This window comes from Streptomyces sp. NPDC006997 (assembly GCF_040635175.1).
In the GTDB taxonomy this organism is placed as follows: Bacteria; Actinomycetota; Actinomycetes; order Streptomycetales; family Streptomycetaceae; genus Streptomyces.
Genome location: NZ_JBEYHH010000029.1, coordinates 51104 through 65334, shown reverse-complemented (window position 1 = coordinate 65334; position 14231 = coordinate 51104). Strand labels below are relative to the sequence as shown.

Below are 14231 nucleotides of genomic sequence, written 5' to 3'. Positions count from 1 at the left end.
CCCGACCGGGCCCGCACGTCTCGCGCGGTCCCGGCCCGCCGGTCAGTCGGCGGCGCCCGCGGGCTCGGGGACCTGCCCGGTCCCCCCGGGTCCGCGGTCGTCTCGCTGGCCCCCGTCGGCCACGTCTTCGTCGTCCGTGGCGGGGCGTCCCGTGTGTTCCCTCAGTTCCGCGATCGCGGCCTCGAAGTCCTCGAGCGAGTCGAACGCCCGGTAGACGGAGGCGAACCGCAGGTACGCGACGAGGTCCAGTTCCTGCAAGGGGCCGAGTATGGCCAGCCCCACCTCGTGCGCGGCCACCTCGGCGCTTCCGCTGGCCCGCACCGCCTCCTCGACCCGCTGGCCCAGCTGGGCGAGCGCGTCCTCGGTGACAGGCCGTCCCTGACATGCCTTGCGCACGCCGTTGATGACCTTGGTGCGACTGAAGGGCTCGGTGACTCCGGACCGCTTCACCACCATGAGCGAGCACGTCTCCACGGTCGTGAAACGACGGGAGCAGTCGGGGCACTGGCGGCGCCTGCGGATCGACGTGCCGTCGTCGGTCGTACGACTGTCGACGACGCGGCTGTCGGAGTGCCTGCAGAAGGGGCAGTGCATGGTCTCCAACCCTCCTCACAGCAGACTCAATAGCCTCGCTGGGCCACATGGGCCCCTCGAAGCAGCCACCAGCATAGGCGATCGATCTAGACCTCAAGACCCGGGGGACCACAACTACTGGGTTGCTGATGCCATCCAACCACTAGATGTGGGGATTGGCCCGTACATCCACACCTGCCGCGCGTGTCGCGCGCGCGTAAGCCCTGAGCACGAGTGGCGTACGACCACACGGGGCACGCGGGCGGGCAGCACCCCGTGGCCGGACCACGTGGGCGACCGGATCGGCTGCCGCCCGGCAGGGGCCAGGGACCGACACCACGAACCCGGAGCCGCGCGGGCGCACCGCGGCGGCACTTACGGAGATACCGTGAGCGCCACCGGGAAGAGGCGTGGGACTCTCGCGCAGAATCTTCCGCGCGGGCGAGGGCCGGTGCCCGGTTGACGGGATGCCTGATGGCAGACTGGGGGCGCACCCCTACAGGGGCGCCGCCTCGGCGGTGAAGCGTACAGCAACGAGCCCCTTTGTCTGCGCGACACCGCGCCAGCCATACACCTGGACACAAGATCACGTCAGGTGATTCGCGTTTTTTCACTCGAACGTGTGTTTGGCGCAACCTTTCGAAAGCTACTACCGTTGTCCAGCAGGGAGACCATCGAGAGGGGCCGACGTGACCACCACCGCAGACAGTGCCACCATTACCGCCCAGGACCGCTCCCAGGGCCGACTTGAGCCGGTGCATGTGATGAACGAGACCGCGAATCCCGAGGGACACAAGCGCTCCCTGCCGGGCCGACCTCCAGGCATCCGAGCGGACAGCTCGGGACTCACCGACCGGCAACGCCGGGTGATCGAGGTCATCAGGGACTCCGTGCAGCGGCGCGGTTACCCGCCGTCGATGCGCGAGATCGGCCAGGCGGTCGGCCTGTCGAGCACGTCCTCGGTGGCACACCAGCTGATGGCACTGGAGCGCAAGGGCTTCCTGCGTCGCGACCCGCACCGCCCGCGCGCGTACGAGGTCCGTGGCTCCGACCAGGCCGCCGCCGCGCAGCCCACGGACACCGCCGGCAAGCCCGCCGCGTCCTACGTCCCGCTGGTCGGCCGGATCGCCGCCGGTGGCCCGATCCTCGCCGAGGAGTCCGTCGAGGATGTCTTCCCGCTCCCCCGGCAGCTGGTGGGCGACGGTGAGCTGTTCGTGCTGAAGGTCGTCGGTGACTCCATGATCGAGGCCGCGATCTGCGACGGCGACTGGGTCACCGTCCGCCGCCAGCCCGTCGCCGAGAACGGCGACATCGTGGCTGCCATGCTGGACGGCGAGGCCACCGTCAAGCGGTTCAAGCGCGAGGACGGCCATGTCTGGCTCCTCCCGCACAACGCCGCATACGAGCCCATCCCGGGCGACGACGCGACCATCCTCGGCAAGGTGGTGGCCGTTCTGCGGCGCGTCTGACGCCACGACCGGCGGGTCAGCGACCCGCTCCCAGACCAGGCCCCGGGACCCCTGCGCCGGTTCCGGGGTCCTGCCGTGCGCGTGTCCCGGCCGCCGGGCAGCCTGGCCGCGCTCCTGGCCAACGACCCCGTGACCGAGGGGGGCGGTGGCGGTGTTACGTCGCACGCGCCGCCGCCAGCTCCCTGTCAGTCCCTCGTCCGCCCTCTCAGTCGTGTTCCGCCTTCTCGCTCTCCGCCTTCTGTGCCGCCGCGTCGATGGCCGCCAGGGACTTCCGGACCTGGTGGCCGTCCGTCGTGTACCAGAAGTCGGGCATGGATGCCTTGAGGTAGCTGCCGTAGCGGGCCGTGGCCAGGCGCTGATCCAGTACGGCGACCACGCCCCGGTCCCCCGAAGCCCTGACGAGGCGACCGGCACCCTGGGCCATCAGCAGGGCCGCGTGGGTGGCGGCCACCGCCATGAACCCGTTGCCTCCGGCCTCCTCCACGGCCTTCTGGCGGGCGCTCATCAGGGGGTCGTCGGGACGCGGGAAGGGGATCTTGTCCATCACGACCAGCTGGCAGCTGGGGCCCGGGACGTCGACGCCCTGCCAGAGCGAGAGCGTGCCGAACAGGCAGGTCTTCGGGTCGGCGGAGAAGTTCTTGATCAGCTCACCGAGGGTCTCCTCGCCCTGGAGGAGGATCGGGAACTCGGGGATACGTGAACGCAGCTCCTCGGCGGCGAGCTGGGCCCCCCGCATCGAGGAGAACAGCCCCAGGGTCCGGCCGCCCGCCGCCTTGATCAGTTCCGTCAGTTCGTCCAGCATGTCCGCCCGGTCGCCGTCCCGCGCGGGCCGCGACAGATGCCGGGCGACATAGAGGATGCCCTGCTTGGGGTAGTCGAAGGGGGAGCCGACGTCGACTCCCTTCCACTGCGGGACGTCGTCGCCCTCCGTCCCCTCGGGAGCGAGTCCCAGGGACGCGCCCACACCGTTGAAGTCACCGCCCAGCTTCAGGGTGGCCGAGGTCAGCACCACGGAACGGTCGGTGAAGAGCTTCTCCCTCAGCAGGCCCGAGACGGACATCGGGGCGACGCGCAGGGAGGCGCCGAAGCGGTCGTGGCGCTCGTACCAGACGACGTCCCATTCCGAGCCGTTCACGATCCGCTCGGACACGTCATGGACGGTCTCCACGGAGGCGAGCGCCTGCTTGCGGACCGCGTCCTCGTCCTGGACGGACTTGTCGCGGGTCGAGCCGATGGCCGAGATCACCGTGCGGCAGGCGTCGCGCAGCGCCATCAGGGCGTAGGCGAGATCTTCGGGGATCTCTTCGAGACGGCCCGGCAGTGCCAGCTCCATCAACCGCTCGAAGCCCTCGGCGGCGGTCTGGAGCTGGTCGGCCGCCTTCTCGTTCACGAGCTTGGCGGCGCGGCGCACCGCGCGGTTGACCTGGCCGGGAGTCAGCTCGCCGGTGGCCACGCCGGTGACCCGTGAGACCAGTTCGTGCGCCTCGTCGACGATCAGCACCTCGTGCTGCGGCAGCACGGGGGCGCCCTCGATGGCGTCGATCGCGAGCAGGGCGTGGTTGGTGACGACCACCTCGGCCAGCTTGGCCCGCTCACGGGCCATCTCGGCGAAGCACTCGGCGCCGTAGGCGCACTTCGAGGCGCCCAGGCACTCCCTCGACGAGACGGAGACCTGTGCCCACGCGCGGTCGGAGACGCCGGGGGTGAGGCCGTCCCGGTCACCGGTGTCCGTCTCCTGGGACCAGTCACGGAGGCGCAGCAGGTCCTGCCCCAGTCTGCTGGTCGGCGCGGCCGCCTCGAACTGGTCGAAGAGGCCCTCCTCCTCGTCCTGCGGGACGCCTTCGTGCAGACGGTGCAGACAGAGGTAGTTCGATCTGCCCTTGAGCATCGCGAACTCCGGGCGGCGGCGCAGCAGCGGGTGGAGGGCGTCGACGGTGCGCGGCAGGTCCCGCTCGACGAGCTGGCGCTGGAGGGCCAGGGTCGCGGTCGCCACGACGACCCGCTCCCCGTGCGCGAGCGCGGGCACCAGGTAGCCCAGCGACTTTCCGGTGCCGGTGCCGGCCTGGACCAGCAGATGCGAGCCGTCGTCGATCGCCTCCGCGACGGCTTCGGCCATGGTCACCTGGCCGGGGCGCTCCGTGCCGCCGACGGCGGTGACGGCAGCGTGCAGGAGTTCAGGGAGTGAGGGCTTCGTCATAGCGCGACCACCCTACGACCAGGCACTGACAAACGGGTGATCGTCGGTGGCGGAGGGGTTGGATCAAGACCGCTTTTGACGAGTGCTGATCGGGTTGGGGCGGGTCGCGTCAGGGATTCGCCCGGGGGCAACCGCTCCCCGCGGCCGGAAGAAGATCCGCGGCAGTGGGAACCGAAGCGCCCCGAGCGGTGTACCAGAAGTGAACGCGCGATCGCGGCACGTGACAACGGGACCGCGAGGCGCATCCGTCTCATCAGTGTCCATGCCTTCCGTCATGAGTGGACCGCAAGTCGGAGCCGCGGTCTCGCAACGGCGACAGCACACCTCACCTCTCGCCCTCCGCCCCACCGACATGAAAGGACATCACTTCGGCAAAGACCGCCGAACTGCGGACAATTGCCAGGTCAGAAGCCTTGTAGCCGAACCGTTGCCGTTCCGTCGGCAGTCACCCACAGCGAACGCATAGTGTGGGGGACCGTTCCCAGGCACTGGTGGTCCTGGCGGGTTCGGTGCCGCGCGGTGCCGGGTTGCCGCGGGGATCACGGCCGCAGCGCCGAGACCGTTCACCCCAGGGGGAGTCACACCATGCGATCCATACGGCCGTCGTTCACCGCTCGCCGGGTCAGGGGCACACGCCGCAGAACGTCCCCCGTGCTGGCCGCGGTCGCGCTCGTCTCGGCGGTCGCGCTGACGGCCACCGCGTGCGAGTCGGACGACACGGACGTCGACGCGGTGGCGTCCGCGGCGGCGGGGGCCGACGACAAGTTCCAGTTGCCGGACGACATCAAGGACCGGCTCAAGGAGCACGGGATCGACATCGACAAGTGGCGGGACGGCGCCTGGAAGGACTGGAACAAGGACGACTGGCTGCGTGAGGCCGACGACTTCATCAACCCCGTCATCGAGGGGCTCTGGGACCCGGACCGGATGCGGGACGCCGAGGAGCCGCCCGAGCAGGAGGTCGACGACGACATCTCCGGCGACCAGGGCGTGACCGACCCGACTCCGGCACCGGTGGAGGCCGAGGCCGTTCCGGCGTCGTACCACGCCAACGCGCCCGAGGCGGGCAAGGTGCTCTTCGACTCCCCCGAGGGCACGATGGTCTGCTCGGCCACGGTGGTCCAGGACCCGGCGCACCCGGGCAAGTCGAACATGATCTGGACGGCGGGCCACTGTGTGCACGCGGGCAAGAGCGGCGGCTGGTACCGGAACATCGCGTTCGTGCCGTCGTACAACGACTCGGGCCTGTCCACCGAGGAGTTGGCGAGCGCCACCAAGGAGGAGGTCGCTCCGTACGGTGTCTGGTGGAGCGACTGGGCGCAGACCTCTGACCAGTGGATCGAGCAGGGCGGCGCGACCGGCGGTGACGGTGCCCCGTACGACTTCGCGGTGCTGCATGTGACGCCGGAGGAGGGAGCCGGGGGCAAGTCGCTGGAGGAGACGGTCGGTTCGGCGCTGCCGGTGGAGTTCAACGCCCCGGCCGTGCCGGAGATCGAGAGCCTCACGGCGACCGGGTATCCGGCGGCGCCGCCGTACGACGGTCAGACGCTGTACCAGTGCCAGGACAAGCCGGGGCGGCTGTCGTTGAACGAGACGGACCCGACGATGTACCGCATCGGCTGCACGATGACCGGTGGTTCGTCCGGCGGCGGCTGGGTGGCCACCGGGTCGGACGGCAAGCCCGCCCTGGTGTCCAACACCTCGATCGGCCCGGTCACCGCGGGTTGGCTGGCCGGTCCCCGGCTCGGCGAGGAGGCCGAGGGCGTCTTCGACTCGGTCAGCAAGAAGTTCGCGGGCCAGTGACCGTCCGGTAGGGGGCGCGGCGGCGGGTGTCTCACGCGAAGCCTCACCGTCCCGCCGCCGTTCGGCCCCGGCCCGCACGGCACCCTGATCCAGCAAGAACATGACACCAACGACGACATCGACAACGTGACACCAACGCGTTCAAGCAAGCGTTTCCACGGGGGTTATCACACCATGCGTTCACCATCTGCGTCCTTCGCCGCGCTCGGCGGGAGGCGGCGTCGGCTGCTCGCCGCGGCCGGTCTCGTCGCCGCGCTCGCGCTCACCGCCACCGCCTGCGGCGGCTCCGACGAGGACACCGCCGACGGCGACCCGGGCCCGGCGGCCTCGGCGTCCGGGGCGGCGGACGGCGGCGACGGCAAGCTCCAGATCCCGGCCGACCTCCAGGACCGGCTCAAGGAGCACGGCATCGACGTCGACGACTGGAAGGACGGCGGCTGGAAGGACTGGGACAAGGACAAGTGGCTCAGTGAGGCCAAGGACTTCGTCAACCCGGTCATCGAGGGCCTCTGGAAGCCGGAGCGGATGATGGCCGCCGAGGAGGCCGACAAGACGATGTCGGTCAAGGACGCGTCCGCGGTCCAGGACGTCAGCGACCCGGAGCCCGCGCCCGTCGAGGCGGAGGCCGAGCGGACGCCGTACCACGAGAACGCGGCACCGGTCGGCAAGATCTTCTTCGACTCCCCCGAGGGCTCGATGGTCTGCTCGGGCACGGTGGTCAAGGACGTCAACCACCCGGGCAAGTCCAACCTGGTGTGGACGGCCGGGCACTGTGTGCACGCGGGCGGGGGCGGCGGCTGGTACCGCAACATCGCGTTCGTCCCGGCCTACAACGACCTCGGCAAGTCCGAGGCGGAGCTGTCCGACGCCAACCCGCGGGAGATCGCCCCCTACGGCAACTGGTGGGCGGACTGGGCCGCGACCTCGAACGGCTGGATCGAGGGCGGCTCGGAGTCCGGCGGCGCGGGTGCGGCGTACGACTACGCGGTGCTCCATGTGAAGCCGGAGCAGGGCGCGAAGTCGCTGGAGGAGACCGTCGGCGCGGCGCTGGACGTGGACTTCTCCGCCCCGGCCGCGGCGGAGGCCGGGCAGATGGGCGCCTGGGGCTACCCGGCGGCACCGCCGTACAACGGTCTGAAGATGTTCAAGTGCCTGGACGAGCCGGGCAGGCTGTCGCTCGACGCGTCACTGCCGACGATGTACCGCATCGGCTGCACCATGACCGGTGGCTCCTCCGGCGGCGGCTGGTTCCGGGTGGTCGACGGTGAGACCAAGCTGGTCTCGAACACGTCGATCGGCCCGCTGGACAACACCTGGCTGGCCGGACCCCAGCTGGGCCGGGACGCGCAGGCGCTGTACGAGAACATGAGCGAGACCTACGGCGGTCAGTGACCGCACACCACCACGCAGGACGGCCCGCCCCTCGGTGAGGGGCGGGCCGTCCTGCGTGAAGACCCGGCTCAGACGGCCGAGGCGGGGGCGTACGGCGTCAGTTCCGCCGCCAGTTCCTCGTGCACGCGCACCTTGAGCAGGGTGCCCTCCGGGGTGTGCTCCTCGGAGATCACCTCGCCCTCGTCATGGGCGCGGGCGACCAGCTTGCCGTGGGTGTACGGCACCAGCGCCTCGATCTCGACGCTCGGCCGCGGCAGCTCGCTGTCGATCAGCGCGAGCAGCTCGGGGACACCCTGGCCGGTGCGGGCCGAGACGGCCAGGGACCGCTTCTCGATCCGCAGCAGCCGCTGGAGGACCAGCGGATCGGCCGCGTCCGCCTTGTTGACCACGACGATCTCCGGTACGCCGGTGGCACCGACCTCACGGATCACCTCGCGTACGGCGGCGAGCTGCTCCTCCGGGTCCGGGTGCGAACCGTCCACCACGTGCAGGATCAGGTCGGCGTCGCCGACCTCCTCCATGGTGGAGCGGAACGCCTCGACCAGGTGGTGCGGCAGGTGCCGGACGAAGCCGACGGTGTCGGTGAGGGTGTAGAGCCGTCCGCTCGGTGTCTCGGCCCGGCGCACGGTCGGGTCGAGGGTCGCGAACAGCGCGTTCTCCACCAGCACGCCCGCGCCGGTGAGGCGGTTGAGCAGGGAGGACTTGCCCGCGTTGGTGTAACCCGCGATGGCGACGGAGGGCACCTTGTGGCGACGGCGCTCCTGCCGCTTGATGTCGCGGCCGGTCTTCATCTCCGCGATCTCCCGGCGCATCTTCGCCATCTTCTCGCGGATCCGCCGCCGGTCCGTCTCGATCTTGGTCTCGCCGGGGCCACGGGTGGCGAGGCCGCCGCCCTTGCCGCCGCCCATCTGCCGGGACAGCGACTGACCCCAGCCGCGCAGCCGCGGCAGCATGTACTGCATCTGCGCGAGCGCGACCTGGGCCTTGCCCTCGCGGGACTTGGCGTGCTGGGCGAAGATGTCGAGGATCAGGGCCGTACGGTCGATGACCTTGACCTTGACGACGTCTTCGAGGTGGATCAGCTGGCCCGGACTCAGCTCGCCATCGCAGATGACGGTGTCCGCGCCGCTCTCCAACACCAGGTCCCGCAGTTCCTGGGCCTTGCCGGAGCCGATGTAGGTGGCCGCGTCGGGCTTGTCACGGCGCTGGGTCACCCCGTCGAGCACCAGCGCGCCCGCGGTCTCGGCGAGGGCGGCCAGCTCCGCGAGGGAGTTCTCCGCGTCGTGCACGGTCCCCGAGGTCCAGACGCCGACGAGGACGACCCGCTCCAGTCGGAGCTGTCGGTACTCGACCTCGGTGACGTCCTCAAGCTCGGTGGAGAGGCCCGCGACGCGGCGCAGGGCCGCGCGCTCGGAGCGGTCGAACTGGTCGCCGTCCCGCTCTCCGTCGATCTCGTGGCTCCAGGCGACGTCCTCTTCCATCAGGGCATCGGCCCGAAGACCTTCGGGGGAGGTGTGCGCGGCGCGCTGAGTGTCCTGGGAAGGGGAAGAAGAGGAGGTCATTGGGTCCTTACGTCGATGGGGATTCCGTATGCGACGACGGGGGCCGGAGCCGGGCTCCGGAGCCGGTCCGTCACCACTCACAACGCACGAGCGCCCCGGGGGATTCCCGCGGCCCGTGGCCCGAGCGGGGCTGGACCGCGCCGCCGACCTGACGATGGTCGCACGGAACGCCCCGTCTCGTCACCGTGTTATCGCCGGGCCGTTCACCGGCGCGTCTCCCGGCGGATGCCCCGGTCATGGGCCCGTCATCGCCCGCCTGCCGCCCCGTGCCGGGCACCCGCGTGCGGCGCGGCGCCCGGCCGCGCCTTCGACCCCTCGGCGGGTGTCCCCGGCTTCCAGTCCGGGTGGCCCGGCATCGGCGGGGTCTTCGCGTCGTACAGCCAGCCCTTCATGAAGCCGTTCAGGTCGCGTCCGGCGATGGCGGAGGCGAGCTGCACGAAGTCGTCCGTGGCGGCGGTGCCGTCCTGGTGGCGGCTGACCCAGGCCCGTTCCAGGCGCTCGAACGCGGTGTGCCCGATCTCCTGGCGCAGCGCGTAGAGGACCAGGGCGCCGCCGTCGTAGACGTTGGGGCGGAAGATACCGAGCCGGTCGCCGTTCTCGGGCGCCTTGGGGGCGGCGGGCGGTCCTCCCGCCGCCCGCCACAGGTCGGAGGCGCGGTAGGCCGCCTTCATACGGGTGTCGAGCGTGCGCTCGCCCTTCTCGTCGGCGTAGAGCGCCTCGTACCAGGTGGCGTGCCCCTCGTTCAGCCACAGGTCGGACCAGGTGCGGGGGCTGACGCTGTCGCCGAACCACTGGTGGGCCAGCTCGTGCACCATGATCGAGTCGACGTACCACTCGGGCAGGGCGTCGTCGGTGAACAGGTCGGTCTCGAAGAGGGAGAGTGTCTGCGTCTCCAGTTCGAAACCGGTGGAGGCGTCGGCCATGAGGACGCCGTAGGTCTCGAAGGGGTAGGGACCGACCCTCTCCTCCATCCAGGCGATCTGCTCCGGCGTCTTCTTCAGCCACGGCTCCAGCTTCGCTCGGTGCTCGGTGGGCACCACGTCGCGGACCGGCAGCCCGCGCGGGCCGGTGCGGCGCAGGACGGTGGAGCGGCCGACGGAGACCTGGGCCAGTTCGGTGGCCATGGGGTGCTGGGTGCGGTACGTCCAGGTGGTGGCCTTGCCCGCCCGGTTCAGAGCGCTGCGCAGTCCGTTGGCGACGGCCGTGTAGCCCTGTGGGGCGGTGACCCGGATGGTGAACATCGCCTTGTCGGAGGGGTGGTCGTTGCACGGGAACGCCAGATGCGCGGCGTCGGCCTGGTTGGCCATGGCGAGACCGTCCGCGGTGCGCACCCAGCCGCCGCCCCGGCCGCCCTTCGGAGGCACGGGATGGCTGGTGTGCCGCACGGTGATCCGCATCCAGCTGCCCTCCGGCAGCGAGGTCGGGGGCGTGACCACCAGGTCCTCCCCCGCCTCGGCGTACTCGGCGGGCAGCCCGTTGACCTCGACCGAGCGGACCTCGCCACGGCCGAAGTCCAGGTTGACACGGTCCAGCGAGGCCGTGGTCCAGGCCTCGATGGTGGTGACCGCCTGGAGCGGCTCGCTGTTGCTGCCGGAGTAGGTGAAGGCGAGGTCGTACGACGCCACGTCGTACCCCGGGTTGCCGAGGTGCGGGAAGAGCGCGTCGCCCACGCCCAGCGGCGTCGGCGGGGCGCTCGCGGCGACGAGGCAGGCGGCGACGGCCGGGGCGAGCAGCGCCGCCTTCAGCCGTCGGGAGGACGTGCGGAGCCCGGTACGGGAGGTGAGCAGCATGTCCCACGGCTATCAGCGCGCGCGTACCGCACGGCGACGACGCGCGCCGAGCGCACCCGAACGAGGTGGGCGGGCCGGGTCAGGAGGCCGACACCGGGTGCTGCGCGCGGCTCACGTCGTACACCCCGGGGACGTTGCGCATGGCGCGCATCAGGGCGGACAGCAGGGCGGCGTCGGGGAGTTGCAGGGTGTAGGTGTGGCGGACCCGTTGCTGGCTGGGGGGTTCCACGGTGGCGGACACGATCTCGGCGCCCTGGAGGGCGATGGCTTCGGTGAGGTCGGCCAGCAGGTGCGGGCGGCCGAACGATTCAGCGAAGAGGGTGACCCGACAGCCGGTCGTGCCGTCCGTGGTGGGCTCCTCCCAGCGCGCACCGACCTCCGCGCGCCCCGCGCTCTTCATCCGCGCCACCGCCGCGCACCCCACGCGGTGCACGGTCACCGCGCCCCCGCGTACGGCGAAGCCGGTGACCTCGTCGGGTGGTACGGGGGTACAGCAGCGCGCGAGGCGCACGCTGGCGCCGGGCAGCTCCACCGTCGCGCTGGCGGAGGCGGAGCGGGGGGCGGGGGGCGCGTCGGGCCGCCCGGCCTGCGAGGCGTGTCCGCTGGCGGTCGCCGCGTCGTCCGTGCCGGTCCGCACCCCAGGGGGCTCCGTGGTCGCCGGGTCCGCGGTGGTCGGGTGCGTCGCGATCCAGCGTTGGATGGCGATCCGCGCGGCGGGGGTGTGGGCGTGCTCCAGCCACTCCCGGGAAGGCTCGGAGGCCGGGTCCTGCCCCATGAGGAGCTGGACGGTGTCCCCGTCCCGGAGCACCGTGCTGAGCGTCGCCAGACGGCCGTTCACGCGGGCGCCGATGCAGGCGTGCGCGTCCTCGCCGTACTGCGCGTACGCGGCGTCCACGCAGGTCGCGCCCTCGGGCAGGCCGAGGTGGCCGCCGTCGGGGCGGAACACGGTGATCTCCCGGTCCTGGGCGAGGTCCTCGCGCAGGGTCGACCAGAACGTGTCGGGATCGGGGGCCCCGCGCTGCCAGTCGAGGAGGCGGGAGAGCCAGCCGGGCCGGGTGGGGTCGGCGCGCTCGTCGTCGCCCGGCTCGTCGGAGACGGGGGGCGCGTACGGGTTGCCGAGCGCCACGACGCCCGCTTCCGCGACCTTGTGCATCTGGTAGGTGCGGATGAGGACTTCGGCGACCTGGCCGTCCGGGCGGGCGACGGCGGTGTGCAGCGACTGGTAGAGGTTGAACTTGGGGACGGCGATGAAGTCCTTGAACTCCGAGACGACCGGCGTCATGCAGGTGTGCAGTTCGCCCAGTACGCCGTAGCAGTCGGCGTCCTCGTTCACCAGCACCAGCAGCCGCCCGAAGTCGGCGCCGCGCAGCCGTCCGCGCTTGCGGGAGACGCGGTGTACGGAGACGAAGTGCCGGGGCCTGATGAGGACTTCGGCGGGGATGTCGGCCTCGCGCAGGACGGCGCGCGTCTCCTCGGCGATCGCCGTGAGGGGGTCGTCCGCGCGTGCCGCGTTCCCGGCGATCAGCTCGCGCGTGTGCGCGTACTCCTCGGGGTGGAGGATCGCGAAGACCAGGTCCTCCAGTTCGGTCTTGAGGGCCTGGACGCCGAGGCGTTCGGCGAGCGGGATGAGGACGTCGCGGGTGACCTTGGCGATGCGGGCCTGTTTCTCGGGGCGCATCACGCCGAGGGTGCGCATGTTGTGCAGCCGGTCGGCGAGTTTGATCGACATCACGCGGACGTCGTTGCCGGTGGCGACGAGCATCTTGCGGAAGGTCTCGGGCTCGGCGGCGGCGCCGTAGTCGACCTTCTCCAGCTTCGTGACGCCGTCGACGAGGTAGCGGACCTCCTCGCCGAACTCGTCCCGCACCTGATCCAGGGTCACGTCGGTGTCCTCGACGGTGTCGTGGAGCAGGGAGGCGGTCAACGTCACCGTTTCAGCGCCCAGTTCGGCGAGGATCAGGGTGACGGCGAGCGGGTGCGTGATGTACGGCTCGCCGCTCTTGCGGAGTTGGCCGCGGTGCGAGGACTCGGCCAGGACGTAGGCGCGGCGCAGCGGTTCCAGGTCGGCGTCGGGGTGGTGGGCGCGGTGCGCGTCGACGACGTGGCCGATGGCGTCGGGCAGCCGGTCGCGGGCGCCGGGGCCGAGCAGCGCGGCGCGGCCCAGACGGCGCAGATCAAGTCGTGGCCGAGCCCGCCTGCGGGGGGCTGTTGGCACCACGGGGCCCGGGGTCGCTGGGTTCGTGGCCTCCGCACTCATGGGCACCTCCGGCTGCTGGACCGGCGGACGCGGTGCCCCATGGCGGACACGGCTCAGGAGATGGCGACTTCTCCCCCGTCCGGGCCGGTGCTTGATGCTACCGAGCCCATCACGTGCGACTGACCGCCTCTCGCCGAGCGTGAAACGGATCACCCATTCGAGCGAAGGTTTGAACGTTTACGACCGTTCTGTCGTGCCACGGAAAGGCCGCGGGCCGAACTCCCATGCGGTCCGCGCCGGGCCGACGGGCCGTCCCGCCCGCCCTCAGGCTCTGCCGCGCACGGCGTCCGCTAGCCACTCCGCGTCGATCTCGCCCTCGGCGACGATCACCGCGGGACCGGTCATCTCGATCTCGCCGTCCGGCCGCTCGGTGATCGTCAGGCGTCCGCCGGGAAGGTCGACGGTGTACGTCGCGGGGACGCCCGTGGCGGCCGGGTCGGCGCCGTCGCGGCGGGCGGCGGCGACCGCCACGGCGCACGCGCCGGTGCCGCAGGAGCGGGTCTCGCCGGCGCCGCGCTCGTGCACGCGCATCGCCACGTGCCGGGGGCCGCGGTCGGCCACGAACTCGACGTTGACGCCCTCGGGGTAGGCCGAGGCCGGGCTGAACGGCGGCGCCTCGTGCAGGTCCCCGGCCTGCGCCAGGTCGGCCACGAAGGCGACCGCGTGCGGGTTGCCCATGTTGACGTTGACCGCGGGCCAACTGCGCCCGCCGACGCGCACGGTGACGTCGCCCTCGGGGAGCCGCGCCCTGCCCATGCCGACGGTGATGTCGCCGTCCTTGGCGAGGTGCACCGCCTTGACGCCCCCGCGCGTGGCGACGGCGAGGTCCCCCTCGGTGACCTGCCCGGCGTGCTGGAGGTAGCGCGCGAACACGCGTACGCCGTTGCCGCACATCTCGGCGACGGAGCCGTCACCGTTGCGGTAGTCCATGAACCACTCCGCCTCGGCCGCCATCTCCCGGGCCTCCGGGTGGGCGGCGGACCGCACCACGTGCAGCAGCCCGTCACCGCCGATGCCCGCGCGGCGGTCGCACAGGGCGGCGACGGCGGCCGGGGGCAGGTCGACGGTGTTCTCGGGGTCCGGGACGATCACGAAGTCGTTCTCCGTGCCGTGCCCCTTGAGGAAGGCGATCCGCGTGCTCATTCCTCGATCGTACGGGGTGGGTACGACAGCGACCGCGCCGCGGAG

The 14231-nt window shown here is 71.5% G+C and carries 9 protein-coding genes; 3 read left to right on the top strand and 6 right to left on the bottom strand.

Annotation, left to right across the window (positions count from 1 at the left end):
* Nucleotides 1–42: 42 nt before the first annotated feature.
* Nucleotides 43–594: a transcriptional regulator NrdR gene (gene nrdR, locus ABZ659_RS26240; RefSeq protein ID WP_360224510.1), complete on the bottom strand. Its 552-nt coding sequence runs from the start codon at nucleotides 592–594 to the stop codon at nucleotides 43–45.
* Between the two features lie 668 nt (nucleotides 595–1262).
* On the opposite strand from nrdR, the gene lexA reads away from it, so the two are divergent.
* Nucleotides 1263–2042, top strand: a complete 780-nt coding sequence (gene lexA / locus ABZ659_RS26235) for a transcriptional repressor LexA (protein WP_360224508.1) — start codon at nucleotides 1263–1265, stop codon at nucleotides 2040–2042.
* 205 nt (nucleotides 2043–2247) lie between these two features.
* Here the strand turns inward: lexA and ABZ659_RS26230 are convergent, their stop codons facing one another.
* Nucleotides 2248–4239, bottom strand: coding sequence for an ATP-dependent DNA helicase (locus ABZ659_RS26230; RefSeq protein WP_360224506.1), 1992 nt, complete (start codon nucleotides 4237–4239; stop codon nucleotides 2248–2250).
* Nucleotides 4240–4824: 585 nt separating this feature from the next.
* On the opposite strand from ABZ659_RS26230, the gene ABZ659_RS26225 reads away from it, so the two are divergent.
* Both ABZ659_RS26225 and ABZ659_RS26220 read left to right on the top strand, forming a co-directional pair.
* Nucleotides 4825–6042 (top strand): hypothetical protein, encoded by a 1218-nt coding sequence (locus ABZ659_RS26225; RefSeq protein ID WP_360224504.1) that lies wholly within the window; start codon nucleotides 4825–4827, stop codon nucleotides 6040–6042.
* Between the two features lie 174 nt (nucleotides 6043–6216).
* Nucleotides 6217–7434 carry a hypothetical protein gene (locus tag ABZ659_RS26220; RefSeq protein ID WP_360224502.1) on the top strand — a complete coding sequence of 406 codons (1218 nt, stop codon included), beginning with the start codon at nucleotides 6217–6219 and terminating at the stop codon, nucleotides 7432–7434.
* A gap of 68 nt (nucleotides 7435–7502) precedes the next feature.
* On the opposite strand, the gene hflX is transcribed toward ABZ659_RS26220, so the two are convergent.
* The 4 genes from hflX to dapF form a co-directional block, all read right to left on the bottom strand.
* A complete protein-coding gene (gene hflX / locus ABZ659_RS26215; protein ID WP_360224500.1) occupies nucleotides 7503–8996 on the bottom strand; it encodes a GTPase HflX in 1494 nt (497 codons plus the stop codon).
* Between the two features lie 245 nt (nucleotides 8997–9241).
* Nucleotides 9242–10786, bottom strand: coding sequence for a M1 family metallopeptidase (locus tag ABZ659_RS26210; protein ID WP_360224498.1), 1545 nt, complete (start codon nucleotides 10784–10786; stop codon nucleotides 9242–9244).
* A gap of 79 nt (nucleotides 10787–10865) precedes the next feature.
* On the bottom strand, nucleotides 10866–13043 hold the full coding sequence (locus tag ABZ659_RS26205; RefSeq protein ID WP_360224496.1) for an HD domain-containing protein: 2178 nt from the start codon (nucleotides 13041–13043) through the stop codon (nucleotides 10866–10868).
* Between the two features lie 264 nt (nucleotides 13044–13307).
* Nucleotides 13308–14186, bottom strand: coding sequence for a diaminopimelate epimerase (dapF, locus tag ABZ659_RS26200; protein ID WP_360224494.1), 879 nt, complete (start codon nucleotides 14184–14186; stop codon nucleotides 13308–13310).
* Nucleotides 14187–14231: the final 45 nt, after the last annotated feature.